Origin of the sequence: Kribbia dieselivorans NBRC 106261 (assembly GCF_001552435.1) — a bacterium.
In the GTDB taxonomy this organism is placed as follows: Bacteria; Actinomycetota; Actinomycetes; order Actinomycetales; family Dermatophilaceae; genus Kribbia; species Kribbia dieselivorans.
The window spans coordinates 1-15,017 of sequence record NZ_BCRE01000094.1 but is presented as its reverse complement, the minus strand read 5'-3'; the positions used below and the strand labels follow the sequence as shown (position 1 = coordinate 15,017).

Genomic DNA, 15,017 nt, shown 5'->3' with positions numbered 1-15,017 from the left:
GGTCCGGGCCGCCGCGGCCGACACGACGCTCCCGACCCCCGACGACGCGCAGGCCGCGGCGTTGTTCGAGCGCGGCGTGGACGTCGTGCTGCGCGGTGTGCCGGGCGCGGCAGCGGCGGACTAGGCTGACGCGGGTGCGCATCGCGAGATACACCACTGGAGACGACCCCCACTTCGGCCTGGTCGACGGGGCCGGCGAGAAGATCGCCGAGATCACCGGCGACCCGATGTACATGCCGATCGAGCTGACCGGGCAGACGACGACGGTCGACGAGGTGCGCCTCCTCGCTCCGGTCATTCCGCGCTCGAAGATCATCGGCATCCGCGCCAACTACCTCGACCATGCCCGCGAAATGGGCCACACCGAGCTCCCGGAAGAGCCGGGGATGTTCCTCATCCCGAACACCGCCGTGGTCGGCCCGGGCGATCCCGTCGTCATCCCGAGTTTCGTCACGGAGGTCTCGTACGAGGGCGAGTTGGCGGTCATCATCGGCCGCCTGTGCAAGGACATCGAACCCGAGGATGCCGCCAAGGTGATCTTCGGCTACACGATCGCCAACGACGTCACCGCGCGTGACCTGCAGCGCACCGACGGCCAGTGGGCCCGTGCCAAGGGCCTGGACACGTTCTGCCCGCTCGGGCCGTGGATCGAGACCGAACTCAACCCGATGGACCAGTCCATCGTCACCCGACTCGACGGCGAGGTCGTCCAGGACGGCACGTCGGCCGACATGATCCACGGAGTCTCGCAACTCATCTCCCACGCGAGCAAGGCCTTCACGTTGTTGCCGGGCGATGTCATCCTGACCGGCACGCCGGCCGGGGTCGGCCCGGTCGTGGCGGGGCAGCGGGTGACGGTGGAGATCGCGGACATCGGGGAGTTGAGCAACCCGTTCGTCGACGCCGAGTGATCGACGCCGTGTGAGTCGGGTGGGTGCGGCCTGACGGCTGACCCCTGAGCGCGGTCGGTCGGACAGTAGGATCGGGCCATCATGAGCACGACACCTGCCGGCCTGCCGGATTCCGCCGCCCCCACCGTTCCTGCCACCGTCGAGGGGGGCCCGCGTCTGCGCGTGGCTCCCTCGCCGACCGGTGATCCGCACGTTGGCACCGCGTACATGGCGCTGTTCAACCTCGCCTACGCCCGCCAGCAGGGCGGGAAGTTCGTGCTGCGCATCGAGGACACCGACCGGGCGCGGTTCCGGGCCGACTCCGAGCAGCAGCTCTACGACACCCTCGGGTGGCTGGGTCTGCACTGGGACGAGGGCCCGGATGTGGGTGGCCCGTACGCGCCGTACCGGCAGAGTGAGCGCCTCGAGACCTACCGGCCGTACGTCGAGAAGCTCATCGAGGCGGGGCACGCGTACTACTGCTGGTGCTCGACCGAGCGGCTGACGCAGATGCGGGAGAAGCAGCAGAAGCTCAAGCTGCCGACGGGGTACGACCGGCTCTGCCTGGGCAAGACGCGTGAGGAGCGGGCCGAGTTGCCCGGTTTCAGCGAGACTCCGGTCGTGCGGATGCAGATCCCGGCCGACGCGCCGCTGGTGTTCGACGACGTCATTCGCGGCAAGGTCTCCGCGCCGATGCCCGATGACCAGGTCATCCTCAAGACCGACGGGTTCCCGACGTACCACATGGCCGTCGTCGTCGACGATCACGAGATGGGCATCACCCACGTCGTGCGCGGTGAGGAGTGGATCTCCTCGACGCCCAAGCACATCCTGCTCTACCAGTGGCTCGGGCTGGAGCCGCCGAAGTTCGCGCACATGCCGCTGCTGCGCAACCAGGACAAGTCGAAGATCTCCAAGCGCAAGAACCCGGCGGCGCGGCTGACGTGGTTCCAGGAGGAGGGATACCTGCCCGAGGCGCTGGTCAACTTCCTGGCGCTGTTGGCGTACCCGCCGATGACCGACGAGGACGGCAGTGACCGCGAGAAGTTCACCTTCGAGGAGTTTGCGGCGAACTTCGACTGGTCCAAGGTCAACCCTGTCGGGCCGATCTTCGACCTGAAGAAGCTCGAGTGGCTCAACGGGCTGTACATCCGTGATCTCGAGTTGGGTGACTTCACCTCGCGGCTGTTGCCGTTCCTGGAGAAGGATGGCGTGCTGTCGGGCAACCCGTCGCTGGGGGAGTTGGGGCGGCTCAAGGACGTCGCTGCGCTGATCCAGACGCGGATCTCGAAGTTGACCGAGGCCTCGGCCCTGGTGGCGCCGTTCTTCGTCGCGGACGACGCGTTGGTCATCGCCGACGATGCGCGCGCCCAGCTCAAGGACGACGCTCCGGCCGTGTTGGACGCGGCCATCACCGCGCTGGAGGCACTCGACCCGGGCACGGGCGTACTGCCCCCGACCGGATCGCAGTGGGAGGCCGCCACGATCGAGGCGACCCTGCGGGCGGCGCTCGTCGACGGTCTCGGGCTGAAGCCGAAGTTCGCGTTCGGTCCGCTGCGCACGGCGGTGTCGGGCCAGCGCATCAGCCCGCCGCTGTTCGAGTCGATGGAGATCCTCGGAAAGGACTCGACACTGGCGCGTTTGCGCTCGTTACGAGCCTCGATTTGAGGAAGCACCGATAGGTCGGTAATATCGACCTTCGGTTCGCAGCCCGCGGAGTTCGCTCCTCGACAGCTTCGATACCCCTTGGGGTATGGTGTAATTGGCAACACGGCTGATTCTGGTTCAGTTGTTCTAGGTTCGAGTCCTGGTACCCCAGCGCTGAAAGGCGTTGCCGCGCACGGCAGTTTCGTGCGGCGATGACCCTGCGGTGGCAGTTTTGGAGGATGCTCTGCGAGCGTGTAGAGTCTCTCCGTTGTCACCGGCCGTTAACCCGGTGTCCAGCAGATATGGCCCCGTTGTGTAGTGGCCTAGCACGCCGCCCTCTCAAGGCGGTAGCGCGGGTTCGAATCCCGTCGGGGCTACATGAGGCCAAAGGCCCCCGCTCATTGCGAGCGGGGGCCTTTGCGCGTCCCCACCCGCTCCACCTCCCTCGCGGTTCGAGGTATTAGAGGCCGTTATAAGGCCCCCTATTACCTCGAACCGGCAGGGGAGGGCGGGGGTGGGGAGCGCTCCCCGCGGGTGAGATGGCAACTGGTGTTCGCGAGTACGTTTGGGTTCGCCAACGACCGCACCGGGGGGAATCCATGAAGCGCCGCCACCGCACCTTTGTCACCGGCCTCGCGGCCACCATCGCCGGGGCCGTCGCGCTCGCCGCGCCCGTGGCCCCACAAGCCGTCGCGGCCGACGTCGCCACCAGCATCCGCACGTCCGTCACCGGCCCGGCGTACGACGCTCCGGGATCGGCGGTTGCCGTGGTCGTGACCGCCTGGGGTACCCCGGGCACCGGGTTCCGGCCGAAGTTCACCGCCCGCGTCGGCTCGGGCCCGACCGACTGTTCCGGGACGGTCTGGCGGCACAGTGGGGGAGCGGTGTCCCAGCGCTGTTTCGTGGTGCTGCGGAAGACCTCCGGCAGCCAGGCGATCACGGCCAAGGTGCGCTTCGTCAAGGCGGGCGCGACCACGCGCGTCGCGAAGGCAGGGTCTATGCGGATCACCGCGCGCGGACCGGTCTCTGGCGCCGTCGACCGCAGCACGCGCCGTTCCATCGAGCGGTGCTGGAACACCGACGGCGACATCCAACTCACCTTCGACGACGGGTACGTCACCCGGGCGAAGCTCGCCGGCATCCTCAGTACCCTCAAGCGCCGCAAGGTCAAGGCGACCTTCCTGTTCGTCGGGCAGTGGTCACGAGCGAATCCGTGGGCTGCGCAGATGGTCCGGGCCGGGGGCCACCGCCTGGGCAACCACACGAACACCCACCCGTCGCTGAGCGACCTGTCCGGGGCGGCGATCAATTCCCAGATCCGCTACGGCGTCAAGGGCACCGGCACCCCGCGACTGATCCGCCCGCCGTACGGTGCCGGGGCCTACAGCACCCGCGTCGACACGTACGCCAAGCGCAACGGGCACCGCGCCTGCCACTGGACCACGGACACCGCCGACTGGTCGGGTGTCTCGACCTCGACCATCGTCAACAAGGTGCTCAACGGCGATTCGAGGACGGCGCCGGCTCGCCGCGGTGGCGTCGTGCTCATGCACACGACGGCGAACTCCAAGGCCGGCGCGGCGCTCGACCCGATGATCAGCGGACTGCGGAAGAAGGGCTACCGGCTCGAGCGGCTCGACTGAACCGCCGTGCGGCTCAGTCGGCCATGACCAGCAGGTCGCCGGGAGTGCAGTCGAGGGCCCGGCAGATGGCCTGCAACGTCGAGAACCGGATGGCCCGCGCCCGGTCGTTCTTGAGGACGCTGAGGTTGACCACGGTGACGCCCACGAGCTCGCTCAGGTGGGTCAGCGTCATGTCGCGCTCGGCGAGCAGTTCATCGAGTCGGCAGTGGATGCCGCTGGACTCGTCGGGGTCGGCGGGCGGCATCAGACCAAGCCCTCCGTGTCGCGCTGCAGGCGCTCGCCGTAGCGGAACGCGGCGGCCACGGCAGCCAGGGCGAGCCCGGTGGCGATGGGCCAGAAGTCGATGGTGAACATCACGGTCGGCTCCGGCAGGAGCGCCGTCGGGTCTTCTTGGGGTTCCCTCCATCCCCACCCCGAGATGAACAGGGCCTCGCGCGAGGCGATGGACTGCCCGACGCCGAAGCACACCTGCCAGAGGAATTGACCGACGACCATGGCGGTCGCGGCCACCATGACCGTCCGGGACATCGTCGGTCGGAACGGGTCGCCGGCCAGGAGCCGATGGGCCAGGAGCGCCACCGCCGCGGCGACAAGCACCAGGGTCAGCCCCTGCAGCAGCGACCCCGCTGCGAGAAGCAGTCGCGCGGTCAGGCTCAGCCCGGTCACCTCGAGGGAGGCCCGGGTGAAACCGCCGCCGACGACGCGGGCATCGGAGCCTGGAGTGGCCGTGACGTCGGCGGGCAAGGCCGGCCAGAAGGTCTGGGTCGGCACGTCGACGACGACCGTGTCGGTGGCGAGCGTGTCGACCACGGAGATGACCGTGGCGATGAGCGCGATGGCCGCGAACGCCGCGGCCGCGGCGCGGGTGACCCGCAGGGTGGCGGTGTCGTTCGTGGGCGGGAGGTCGGAGCGGCGCCGCCTCAACCCGATGGCCAGGACGACCAGGGCCAGACCGATGAGAAGCGCAATGGCGAGGTAGATGAGGGCGCTCATGACGTGCCTCCGTATCGAGGATCGTTGGTATCGATATTCGATGTTATCGATATTCGATACGTTAGTGCGCGTGGGCCTCGCCGTCCACCGGTTTCGTGCACCTTCCTCACTCGGGTCGAGGTAATGGCGACCGCTGGAACGGTCCCTATTACCTCGAACCGCGAGGGGGAGGAGGCGAGGGGAGGGGCGCGGGTGCGGGCGCGCGCGTTAGGAGTTCTGCTCCTCCTGCGCCGCCGCGTGGCGGGCGAGTACCTCGGTGAGCTTGTTCGCGCCGGCGATGACCGTCGCGGCGTGCAGTCGGCCGGGCTGGCGGGAGAGGCGTTCGATCGGTCCCGAGATCGACACCGCGGCGATGACGCGGCCGCTGGGGGAGCGGACCGGCGCCGACACCGAGGCCACACCGGGCTCCCGCTCGGCGACACTCTGGGCCCAGCCGCGCCGGCGCACCCCCGAGAGCACTGTCGCGGTGAACGCCGCACCCTGCAGGCCGCGGTGCAGGCGGTCGGGCTCCTCCCAGGCCAGTAGCACCTGGGCGGCCGACCCGGCGAGCATGCTCATCGTCGCGCCGACCGGGATGGAGTCGCGCAGGCCGATGGGGCGATCGGCGGCGGCCACGCACACGCGCGCCTCGCCCTGCCGGCGGAACAGCTGGGCCGATTCGTTGGTGTGATCGCGCAGCGCGCCGAGCACCGGACCGGCGGCGGTCAACAGTCGGTCCTCGCCGGCCGCAGCGGCAAGCTCGCCCAGGCGCGGGCCGAGAATGAAGCGTCCCTGCATGTCGCGGGCAACGAGGCGATGGTGCTCCAGGGCGACCGCCAGCCGGTGCGCCGTCGGTCGCGCCAACCCGGTCGCCGCCACGAGCTGGGCCAACGTCGACGGGCCGGCCTCGAGCGCACCCAACACGACGGCGGCCTTGTCCAGAACGCCCACTCCACTTCCGCTGTCCATACCCTGATACTGCCGTCTCATTGCCTGAGACGCAAGTTTGCTCCGCGGAGCAACGTGGAAACCTCATATCACCACGATTCACTCACCGTAGGAGGGGTCAGATGGCCACGTTGGCCGAAAAGGTCTGGAACGCACACGTCGTGCGCCGCGCCGAGGGGGAGCCCGACCTCCTCTACATCGACCTCCACCTGCTTCACGAGGTGACGAGCCCGCAGGCCTTCGAGGGCCTGCGCCTGGCCGGTCGCCAGGTGCGTCGCCCCGAGCTGACCCTGGCCACCGAGGACCACAACGTCCCGACGACGCCGGGCCCGATCAGCGATCCGGTCAGCCGCACCCAGGTCGAGACGCTGCGCAAGAACTGCGAGGAGTTCGGCGTCCAGCTATACCCAATGGGTGACCACGAGCAGGGCATCGTCCACGTCGTCGGCCCGCAGCTGGGCCTGACCCAGCCGGGCATGACCGTCGTCTGCGGTGACTCCCACACCTCCACGCATGGCGCGTTCGGCGCGCTGGCCTTCGGCATCGGCACCTCCGAGGTCGAGCACGTGCTCGCCACGCAGACCCTGCCGCTCAAGCCGTTCAAGACCATGGCGATCAACGTCGACGGCGAACTGCCCGCCGGCGTCACCGCCAAGGACGTCATCCTCGCCGTCATCGCCAAGATCGGCACCGGTGGGGGCCAGGGCTACGTGCTCGAATACCGCGGATCGGCGATCGAGGCCCTCTCCATGGAGGCCCGGATGACGATCTGCAACATGTCGATCGAGGCCGGCGCCCGCGCGGGAATGATCGCCCCCGACCAGACCACGTTCGACTACCTCAAGGGCCGCCCGCACGCCCCGCAGGGCGCCGACTGGGACGCCGCGGTCGAGTACTGGTCGTCGCTGCGCACCGACGAGGGCTCGACCTACGACGCCGAGGTCCACCTCGACGCCACCGAACTCACCCCGTTCGTCACCTGGGGCACCAACCCCGGCCAGGGCGCCCCGCTGGGCGCGGCCGTGCCCGACCCGGCGCGTATGGGCGACGAGAACGAAAAGGCCGCCGCCGAGCGCGCGCTGGAGTACATGGGCCTGAGCGCCGGCACCCCGCTGCGTGACATCAAGGTCGACACCGTCTTCGTCGGCTCGTGCACCAATGGCCGCATCGAGGACCTGCGCGCCGTCGCCGAGATCCTTCAGGGTCGCCACGTTGCCGACGGGGTCCGCGCGCTGATCGTGCCCGGCTCCGCCCGCGTCAAGGAGCAGGCCGAGGCCGAGGGCCTGGACAAGGTCTTCGTCGAGGCCGGAGCCGAGTGGCGTCTGCCCGGGTGCTCGATGTGCCTGGCCATGAACCCCGACAAGCTCGCCCCCGGTGAGCGCAGCGCCTCGACCTCGAACCGCAACTTCGAGGGTCGCCAGGGCACCGGTGGCCGCACCCACCTGGTCAGCCCGCAGGTCGCCGCGGCCACCGCCGTGCGCGGCACCCTGTCCAGCCCGGCCGACCTCGTCGGCGCCTGAGACCACCCACTGACGAGGAGCTGACATGGACGCGTTCACCACCCACACCGGCGTCGGCGTGCCGCTGCGCCGCAGCAACGTCGACACCGACCAGATCATCCCCGCGGTCTACCTCAAGCGCGTGACCCGCACCGGCTTCGAGGACGGCCTGTTCGCCGCCTGGCGCGGTGACGAGGGCTTCGTGCTCAACAACCCCGCCTACGCCGCGGGTTCGGTGCTCGTCGCCGGCCCCGACTTCGGCACCGGCTCCTCCCGCGAGCACGCCGTCTGGGCCCTGATGGACTACGGCTTCCGGGTCGTCATCTCGTCGCGCTTTGCCGACATCTTCCGCGGCAACTCCTCCAAGGGTGGTCTGCTCGCCGCGCAGGTCGCCCAGGCCGACGTCGAGCTGCTGTGGAAGTACCTCGAGGCCGAGCCCGGAGCGTCGATCACGGTCGACCTCACCGACCGCACCGTCGTCGCCGGTGACCTCACCCTGCCGTTCCAGGTCGACGACTACACCCGCTGGCGCCTGCTCGAGGGCCTGGACGACATCGGCCTGACCAGCCGCCACCTCGACGAGATCGAGGCCTACGAGCAGACCCGCCCCTCGCACAAGCCGACGACGACCCCGGTGGCCTGAGCACGACGCTCCGGATCGTCGTTCGAACGACGCGACAACGACGGCGCCGCCCCACCTCGGGCGGCGCTTTCGTTGTGTCAGTAGGGCCTCACGTCTCCCGAACCGGTGGACGACACCGCGGCTGACCGCCTACCGTCAGATGTAGGCCGGTCACAACGTCGGGTCGGTGGCCTGCCGGTGAGGTGCAATTGCTCCCGACGCCGTCATCCTTGGCAGGAGCATGTGATGAACAAGGCAGATCTCATTCGCGTCCTGGAACCCGCCGTGGGAAGTCGGAAGGCGGCGGCACAGGCGGTCGAGGTGTTGTTCGACGCCATCGTCCGCGAGGTCGCCACCGGCGGACGGGTGTCGATCACCGGCTTCGGCACCTTCGAGAAGGTCCAACGCGCCGCCCGCACGGGCCGGAACCCGCGCACCGGGGACACCGTGCGGATCCGCAAGACGAGCGTGCCGCGCTTCAAGCCGGGCACGTCCTTCAAGGGCTACACGTCCCGGCCCTCGTCGCTGCCCAAGAACGCCCCGACCGTGATGCGCGCCGCGGGTCCGCACAAGGCGAGCACGGCCAAGGCCGAGGTGGTGGGCAAGGCGGGCACGAAGCGTGCGGGCAAGAAGCTCGCCAGCTGAACCCAACTGAAACGACTCAGGCCACCCGGTGGCTCTCGCCGACGCCGGTCATCCACAACGACGTGACCGAGTCACCCTCGACGACGACGCGCAGGCGCTCGCCGGGGTTCAGGGTGCGCAGCCCACTGGCGTCGAACGCGGCCGCGTCGAAGGACAATTCGACGCCGTCATCGAGCAACACGGAGCCGCGCCCGGTCCGGGCGTCGAAGGAGTGAACACTGGCTTGCACGTGCGGCACTCTAGCGTCTTCGCGCAGGTCAACGGGAGTTGACGCGCGTCGAGTCCACCGGCCCAGGCCCACCTGGCGGGCGAGTTCGAGGTCTGCCGCGGTGTCGACATCGAGCCGCAGACGCGCCGGCGCCGCGATCTCGCGGTGACCGGCCGCGCGGTGCCGGGCCGCCGAATCCGGGCCGAATCGCGGGCGGAGCAGCGCGGGCGCAGCCCCGGTCAGGAGCACCGTTCCCCGGCCCGCCCGGTCGGGGACGAACGCGCGATCCAGGGCCGAGGCGGTGTCGAGGGCGGCGCGCAGGTGCTCCGGGCGCAGCGCCGGAACATCGCCGAGCAGCACCGCCGTCGGACCGCCGGGGGAGTGGTTCAGCGCCACGCCGACGGCGAGATTGAGACCCGGGCGAGGCTCGATGACCGCGGTCGCGCCACGACGCTCCGCCCAGCCTGCGACCGCTGGATCGGCGGTGATCACGAGCACGTGCCGCGCACCCACGGTGTCGATGGCGGCCACCACGGAGTCTCGTGCGATCGCCGTCGCGACGAGCTCGCGCGAGACACCGGGCGGAGTCTCGAGACGGGACTTGCTCCCCGACCCACCGCGGACCGGGATGATCACCGTCCAATCGAGACTCCGTGGCGCGAACACGCGGTCATCCTCCCACCGGCGGGGGAGGATGGACACACACGCATGTACGGGGCACGATGACCCCACGTTGCCCGCCGCCGCCACCCAGAAGGACAAACGTGAGCCCGAGACAAGCCGTGCCGCCGGTGTACCGCGGCATCGTCGGCATTCTGCGTCCGATCGCCATGACGATGACGAAGCGAGACTGGCAGGGCACCGAGAACATTCCGGCCGAGGGCGGCTTCATCGTGGCGGCGAACCACGTCTCCCACGTCGACCCGATCCTGTTGGCGCACTACCTCATCGACCACGACGCCGCCCCCTACTTCCTGGCCAAGCAGGAACTGTTCGACGTCAAGGGGTTGGGCACGCTGCTGACGGCGGCCGGCCAGATCCCGGTCGCGCGTGGCTCCGCGACCGCCGCCGAGGCGTTTCGGCAGGGGGCCGAGGGCATCGCCAGCGGCAAGCCAATCCTGTTCTACGTCGAGGGCACGATCACGCGTGACCCCGAGGGGTGGCCGATGGTCGGCAAGAGCGGAGCGGCGCGGGTGGCCCTCGAAACCGGGGCCCCGGTCATCCCCGTGGCTCAGTGGGGTGCGCAGACGGTGCTGCGGCCCTACGAGTTCCCCCTGCTGCGGCTGCTGCCACGCAAGACGATCCACATGCGCGCCGGCGCGCCGGTCGATCTCGACGATCTGCGCGGTCGCCCGATCACGCGCGAGGTGCTCAACGAGGCGACCGAACGGATCATGGACGCGATCACCGCGCAGTTGGAGATCATCCGGGGTCAGGCCGCGCCTCCGGGACGATGGGACCGACGCAAGGGTGAGCGAGTGATCAAGGGACGCATGGAGGATCAGTCATGACACGCGTGGCCACGTTCGGCACCGGGTCGTGGGGCACGGTGGTGGCCAGCCTCATGCGTGAGGTCGGGGCAGAGGTCACCATGTGGGGCCGTCGAGCCGAGGCCGTCGAGCAGATCAACCGGAGCGTCAACGAGGACTACCTGCCGGGGATCGAGTTGCCGGAGGGAATGCGGGCCACCACCGACCCGCACCAAGCCGCCGCGGGGGCCGACATCGTCGTGCTGGCCGTGCCGAGTCAGACCCTGCGAGAGAACCTCAAGCAGTGGGGGGATGCGATCCCCACGGGTGCCGCGGTCGTCTCCTTGATGAAGGGGATCGAACTGGGCACGGGCCTGCGGATGAGTCAGGTCATCCACGAGGCGGCCGGGGTCGAGACCGAACGGATCGCCGTGCTGTCCGGGCCGAATCTGGCGCGCGAGGTCATGGCGCACCAGCCCGCCGCCACCATGGTGGCCTGCCCCGACCACGGCACCGCCGAGCAGGTGGCCGCGGCCGTCGCCGCGCCGTACTTCCGCCCGTACACCTCGACCGACATCATCGGAGCCGAGATCGCCGGCTCGGTGAAGAACGTCATCGCCTTGGCCGTCGGCATGGCCGAGGGCATGGGGATGGGCGACAACTCCAAGGCCTCGATCATCACGCGTGGCCTGGCCGAGATGACCCGACTCGGCGTCGCCGTCGGCGGTGACCGGGTGACGTTCTCCGGTTTGGCCGGCGTCGGTGACCTCATCGCGACGTGCATGTCGCCGCTGTCGCGCAACCACACCTTCGGCGTCAACCTCGGCAAGGGCATGAGCGTCGACGAGGTCGTTGCCATCACCAAGCAGACGGCCGAGGGGGTCAAGTCCTGCGCCTCCATCGTCCAACTGGCCCACGACAACGACGTCCAGGTGCCGATCGCCGAGCAGATGCTCGAGGTGATCCAGAACGGGCTGCACCCCAGCGTCGTCGTCGACCGGCTGCTCAGCCGGCCGCGCAAGACGGAGACGGCCTGACCCGGGGTCGACACGCCGGACACGCCGGAGGCGGTGAACTGGAGCATGGGCGAATCTGACTCCGACGGCTCCGGGCGGTTATTGTCCCCGGTGATGACTTCTGCAGCCGCTCCGAAGATCCGCGTCGCCGTCGTGTTCGGCGGCCGGTCCAGCGAACATGCCGTCTCGTGCGCGACGGCGGCCGGTGTGCTGGCCGCGATCGACCGTGACCGCTTCGACGTCCTGCCCGTCGGGATCGCCCGCGACGGCTCCTGGGTCCTCGTCGAGGACGACCCGGACCCGCTGCGCCTGGCCCCGGGCCACACCCCGGAGGTGGTCTCCGGGGGTACCGAACTGATCCTGCCCACCCGCACCGGGCAGCGCACCGTGCTGGCCCACGACCCCGGTGAGGTGCCGCGCGTCTTCGGTGAGGTCGACGTCGTCCTGCCGTTGCTGCACGGCCCGTACGGCGAGGACGGGACCATCCAGGGGATGCTCGAACTGGCCGACATCCGCTACGTCGGGTGCGGCGTGCTCGCCTCGGCGGTCGGCATGGACAAGCACTACATGAAGGTCGTCTTCGACGCCGCCGGTCTGCCGATCGGGCCGTACACCGTCGTCACCGATGCGCGCTGGCGCCGCGACCGGGCGGGGGCGCTCGCCGAGATCGAGCAGCAGTTGAAGTTCCCGGTCTTCGTCAAGCCGTGCCGGGCCGGATCGTCGATGGGCATCAGCAAGGTCGACGACGCCGCCGGTCTGGCGGACGCGATCGAGGAGGCCCGCACCCACGACCTCAAGGTCATCGTCGAGGAAGGCATCGTCGGCCGCGAGATCGAGTGCGCGGTGCTCCAGGGTCGCGGGTGCGACGCTCCGCGGACCTCGCAGGTCGGCGAGATCGTCGTCGAGGCCGGGCACGGGCACACGTTCTACGACTTCGAGGCCAAGTACCTCGACGCCGACGCGGTGCGCCTCAGCTGCCCCGCCGACGTGCCGTTGGAGCAGGCCGATGAGGTGCGCCGCTGCGCCGCCGATGCGTTCGAGGCCCTCGGCTGTGAGGGCTTGGCCCGGGTCGACTGCTTCGTCACGCCCGCCGGTGAGGTGCTCGTCAACGAGATCAACACCATGCCCGGCTTCACGCCGTTCTCGATGTACCCGCAGATGTGGAAGGCCACCGGCCTGGGGTACACCGAACTGATCACCGAACTCATCGAACTCGCCCTCCAGCGGCCGGTCGGGCTGCGCTGACCGGCCGCGCCGGGCCGGTTACTGGATGATGCCGGCCGCCCGCAGGCGGGCGCGCTCCTCCTCGCTGAGCCCGAGCCGTTCCAGCACCGGGTCGGTGTGCTCGCCCAAGGCGGGGATCGCGCCCATCGGCAACTCCACGTCCCGGAAGTTCATCGGCGGCAACACCGCGCGGATCGGCCCCTTCTCGGTCTGGACCTCACGCCACCGGTCGCGGGCGTGCAACTGCGGGTGGGCCACCAGTCCGGCCATGTCGTTGACCTGGGCCGCGGCCACTCCGGACCGAGCCAAACGCTCCTCCAGTTCGGCCGTCGTCAATCGACGGGTGCGCTGCGCCACCGCCGCATCGACCTCGGCGCGGTGCTCGACGCGCAGCACGTTCGTGGCGAACCGTGCGTCGTCGGCCAGCGCGTCGTCGGCCAACACCTCGCGGGCCAGCGCGTCCCAGCCGCGATCGTTCTGCACGCCGATGAGCACCTCGCCATCACTGGTCGGGTAGGCGTCGTACGGCGCGATCGCGGCGTGGCTCAGGCCCATGCGCGGCAACTGCCGCTCGGCGTACATCTGCACGTACATCGGGTGGCCGAGCCACTCGACGGTCGAGTCGAACATCGACACGTCGATGACGGCGCCGACGCCCGTGCGCTCGCGGCGGTACAACGCGGCCAGCACCGAGGTGACGATGTACATGCCGCCGGCGATGTCCGAGGTCGGGATCCCCGTCTTCGAGGCCTGCTCGGGCGTGCCGGTGATGGAGACCAGCCCGGTCTCGGCCTGCACGAGCATGTCGTAGGCCTTCGCGTCCATCCGCGGCCCGGAGGTGCCGTAGCCGGTCAGGCCGACGACGATCAGACGCGGGTTGCGGGCGGTGAGCACCTCGGTGCCCAGCCCGAGCCGCTCGGCCGCGCCCGGCGCGAGGTTCTGCACGACGACGTCGGCCTCGTCGACCAGGCGCAGCACCAGTTCCACGCCCTCGGGCGACTTCAGGTCCACCGAGACGGACTCCTTGCCCCGGTTGAGCCAGACGAAGTGGGAGGCCAGGCCATGCACGGTGTCGTCGTAGTCGCGGGCGAAGTCACCCTCGCCGACCCGTTCGATCTTGATGACGTCGGCGCCCAGATCGGCCAGGTGACGGGTGGCCAGGGGAGCGGCCACGGCCTGCTCCAGGGCCACCACGGTGACATCGGCCAGGGGGAGTGCCCCGTCTGCGGCGACGGGGGAGGCGGTGCTGTGATCCATGCCGCCGATGGTCTCAGACGCAGGCGTGTCCGTTCTTCGGCAATACCTGTGCGGCATCGGCGAACGCCGGGAGGAGCAACGGTGCCGGCGCGTACGTGTTCGGCACGAGGACCTCGATGGCCGGATCCCGCCCGAACGTCGTCAACCGGACGCCGTCGCTGAGATCCTCGGCGACCCAGTCGATGCCGCTGGCGTCGATGCACTGCTGGGTCGTCGGCGGCAGGGCAGGGACCCCGCAGCGGGCCACGATGGCCGGGTCGCCCCACGCGCGCACCGACGGCACGCTCGGTGACGTGTCGCGCAGTTCCTGCCCACCGACGGTCTGGGGCCACACCCGAGCGACCTCGGTGCAGGCCGGGTCCTGCGCCAGCGGCGCCTCGGCCACCTCGACACTGGAGGAACATCCGGTCAGGGCGAGAAGCGCGACTCCGCTCAGGAGCACGGCGCGTGGGTGGAGGGACGACACATGTGCGACGCTACCTGTTGCGCCTGAAGCCCATGAAAGGAGCGGTGTGGCCCCCACCCTGCACGACCTCGGCGAGGACGCCGTGCTCGCTCGCATCCTGCCGCTCTACGCCGGCGACCGTGTCGACCGCGTCGGCCCGGGCGATGACGCCGCGGTGATCGCCACCTCCGGGTCCGTCGTGGCCACGACCGACACCATGGTCCGGGGCCGCGACTGGCTCGACGAGTGGTCCAACCCCGCCGACGTGGCGCACAAGGCCTTCGCCCAGAACGTCGCCGACATCGCCTCGATGGGCGCGCGGCCGCTGAGTCTGCTCATCAGTCTCGCGGCCGATCCATTGACCGACGTCGCCTGGGCCGAGGAGTTCGCCCGCGGCCTGGGGGAGGTGTGCACCGCCCACGACGTGACGGTCGCCGGAGGCGATCTCAGCTCCGCCCCGCCCGAGGTGATCGTGCTCTCGGTCACGGCGTTGGGTGATCTCGACGGTCGCCCGCCGGTGTTGCGCAGCGGA

At 69.9% G+C, this 15,017-nt stretch carries 16 protein-coding genes and 2 tRNA genes; 12 read left to right on the top strand and 6 right to left on the bottom strand.

The features are described 5' to 3' along the window. Positions 1 to 134: 134 nt before the first annotated feature. From KD1_RS08780 to KD1_RS08760, 5 genes are all read left to right on the top strand, one after another. On the top strand, positions 135 to 911 hold the full coding sequence (locus KD1_RS08780) for a fumarylacetoacetate hydrolase family protein (RefSeq protein WP_068400604.1): 777 nt from the start codon (positions 135 to 137) through the stop codon (positions 909 to 911). Between the two features lie 81 nt (positions 912 to 992). Continuing rightward, positions 993 to 2,558, top strand: a complete 1,566-nt coding sequence (gene gltX, locus KD1_RS08775; RefSeq protein ID WP_083542304.1) for a glutamate--tRNA ligase — start codon at positions 993 to 995, stop codon at positions 2,556 to 2,558. Between the two features lie 79 nt (positions 2,559 to 2,637). After that, positions 2,638 to 2,709: transfer RNA gene (locus KD1_RS08770), tRNA-Gln, on the top strand. Positions 2,710 to 2,841: 132 nt separating this feature from the next. Continuing rightward, a tRNA-Glu gene (locus KD1_RS08765) sits at positions 2,842 to 2,914 on the top strand. A 222-nt stretch (positions 2,915 to 3,136) separates the two neighbouring features. After that, the gene (locus tag KD1_RS08760) at positions 3,137 to 4,180 is read left to right on the top strand and encodes a polysaccharide deacetylase family protein (protein WP_068400602.1); all 1,044 of its coding nucleotides are present in this window, start codon (positions 3,137 to 3,139) and stop codon (positions 4,178 to 4,180) included. 13 nt (positions 4,181 to 4,193) lie between these two features. On the opposite strand, the gene KD1_RS08755 is transcribed toward KD1_RS08760, so the two are convergent. The 3 genes from KD1_RS08755 to KD1_RS08745 form a co-directional block, all read right to left on the bottom strand. Further along, positions 4,194 to 4,424: a helix-turn-helix domain-containing protein gene (locus tag KD1_RS08755; RefSeq protein WP_068400599.1), complete on the bottom strand. Its 231-nt coding sequence runs from the start codon at positions 4,422 to 4,424 to the stop codon at positions 4,194 to 4,196. After that, positions 4,424 to 5,173, bottom strand: coding sequence for a hypothetical protein (locus KD1_RS08750; protein WP_068400598.1), 750 nt, complete (start codon positions 5,171 to 5,173; stop codon positions 4,424 to 4,426). Before KD1_RS08750 ends, KD1_RS08755 begins: the two co-directional genes overlap by 1 nt. 207 nt (positions 5,174 to 5,380) lie before the next feature. Further along, positions 5,381 to 6,121, bottom strand: coding sequence for an IclR family transcriptional regulator (locus KD1_RS08745; protein WP_068400596.1), 741 nt, complete (start codon positions 6,119 to 6,121; stop codon positions 5,381 to 5,383). 101 nt (positions 6,122 to 6,222) lie between these two features. On the opposite strand from KD1_RS08745, the gene leuC reads away from it, so the two are divergent. From leuC to KD1_RS08730, 3 genes are all read left to right on the top strand, one after another. Then, positions 6,223 to 7,620, top strand: a complete 1,398-nt coding sequence (leuC, locus tag KD1_RS08740; RefSeq protein ID WP_068400594.1) for a 3-isopropylmalate dehydratase large subunit — start codon at positions 6,223 to 6,225, stop codon at positions 7,618 to 7,620. A 25-nt stretch (positions 7,621 to 7,645) separates the two neighbouring features. Next, the gene (gene leuD / locus KD1_RS08735; RefSeq protein ID WP_068400588.1) at positions 7,646 to 8,242 is read left to right on the top strand and encodes a 3-isopropylmalate dehydratase small subunit; all 597 of its coding nucleotides are present in this window, start codon (positions 7,646 to 7,648) and stop codon (positions 8,240 to 8,242) included. A gap of 225 nt (positions 8,243 to 8,467) precedes the next feature. After that, entirely contained in the window at positions 8,468 to 8,866 is a 399-nt protein-coding gene (locus KD1_RS08730) for an HU family DNA-binding protein (RefSeq protein WP_068400583.1), read from the top strand. A gap of 16 nt (positions 8,867 to 8,882) precedes the next feature. Here the strand turns inward: KD1_RS08730 and cofC are convergent, their stop codons facing one another. Then, the gene (cofC, locus tag KD1_RS08725; protein WP_068400581.1) at positions 8,883 to 9,740 is read right to left on the bottom strand and encodes a 2-phospho-L-lactate guanylyltransferase; all 858 of its coding nucleotides are present in this window, start codon (positions 9,738 to 9,740) and stop codon (positions 8,883 to 8,885) included. A 98-nt stretch (positions 9,741 to 9,838) separates the two neighbouring features. Here cofC and KD1_RS08720 point away from each other — a divergent pair, with 98 nt between their 5' ends. The 3 genes from KD1_RS08720 to KD1_RS08710 all read left to right on the top strand — a co-directional run bounded on the left by KD1_RS08720 (position 9,839) and on the right by KD1_RS08710 (position 12,804). Next, positions 9,839 to 10,585 (top strand): lysophospholipid acyltransferase family protein, encoded by a 747-nt coding sequence (locus KD1_RS08720; protein WP_068400578.1) that lies wholly within the window; start codon positions 9,839 to 9,841, stop codon positions 10,583 to 10,585. Further along, on the top strand, positions 10,582 to 11,580 hold the full coding sequence (locus KD1_RS08715) for an NAD(P)H-dependent glycerol-3-phosphate dehydrogenase (protein WP_068400575.1): 999 nt from the start codon (positions 10,582 to 10,584) through the stop codon (positions 11,578 to 11,580). Before KD1_RS08720 ends, KD1_RS08715 begins: the two co-directional genes overlap by 4 nt. Positions 11,581 to 11,673: 93 nt before the next feature. Beyond that, positions 11,674 to 12,804, top strand: coding sequence for a D-alanine--D-alanine ligase family protein (locus KD1_RS08710; protein ID WP_068400573.1), 1,131 nt, complete (start codon positions 11,674 to 11,676; stop codon positions 12,802 to 12,804). 18 nt (positions 12,805 to 12,822) lie between these two features. On the opposite strand, the gene KD1_RS08705 is transcribed toward KD1_RS08710, so the two are convergent. Next, positions 12,823 to 14,040: a CaiB/BaiF CoA transferase family protein gene (locus KD1_RS08705; protein WP_068400569.1), complete on the bottom strand. Its 1,218-nt coding sequence runs from the start codon at positions 14,038 to 14,040 to the stop codon at positions 12,823 to 12,825. A 13-nt stretch (positions 14,041 to 14,053) separates the two neighbouring features. After that, positions 14,054 to 14,506 carry a DUF3515 family protein gene (locus tag KD1_RS08700; RefSeq protein ID WP_068400567.1) on the bottom strand — a complete coding sequence of 151 codons (453 nt, stop codon included), beginning with the start codon at positions 14,504 to 14,506 and terminating at the stop codon, positions 14,054 to 14,056. A gap of 46 nt (positions 14,507 to 14,552) precedes the next feature. On the opposite strand from KD1_RS08700, the gene KD1_RS08695 reads away from it, so the two are divergent. After that, positions 14,553 to 15,017: thiamine-phosphate kinase (locus KD1_RS08695; protein WP_169795364.1), on the top strand; the 465-nt coding region annotated here is incomplete at its 3' end.

Coding starts and splice junctions, on each gene's coding strand:
- gltX (WP_083542304.1), top strand. CDS start 993: ATGAGCACGACACCTGCCGGCCTGCCGGATTCCGCCGCCCCCACCGTT.
- KD1_RS08760 (WP_068400602.1), top strand. CDS start 3,137: ATGAAGCGCCGCCACCGCACCTTTGTCACCGGCCTCGCGGCCACCATC.
- KD1_RS08755 (WP_068400599.1), bottom strand. CDS start 4,424: ATGCCGCCCGCCGACCCCGACGAGTCCAGCGGCATCCACTGCCGACTC.
- KD1_RS08750 (WP_068400598.1), bottom strand. CDS start 5,173: ATGAGCGCCCTCATCTACCTCGCCATTGCGCTTCTCATCGGTCTGGCC.
- KD1_RS08745 (WP_068400596.1), bottom strand. CDS start 6,121: ATGGACAGCGGAAGTGGAGTGGGCGTTCTGGACAAGGCCGCCGTCGTG.
- leuC (WP_068400594.1), top strand. CDS start 6,223: ATGGCCACGTTGGCCGAAAAGGTCTGGAACGCACACGTCGTGCGCCGC.
- leuD (WP_068400588.1), top strand. CDS start 7,646: ATGGACGCGTTCACCACCCACACCGGCGTCGGCGTGCCGCTGCGCCGC.
- KD1_RS08730 (WP_068400583.1), top strand. CDS start 8,468: ATGAACAAGGCAGATCTCATTCGCGTCCTGGAACCCGCCGTGGGAAGT.
- KD1_RS08715 (WP_068400575.1), top strand. CDS start 10,582: ATGACACGCGTGGCCACGTTCGGCACCGGGTCGTGGGGCACGGTGGTG.
- KD1_RS08710 (WP_068400573.1), top strand. CDS start 11,674: ATGACTTCTGCAGCCGCTCCGAAGATCCGCGTCGCCGTCGTGTTCGGC.
- KD1_RS08705 (WP_068400569.1), bottom strand. CDS start 14,040: ATGGATCACAGCACCGCCTCCCCCGTCGCCGCAGACGGGGCACTCCCC.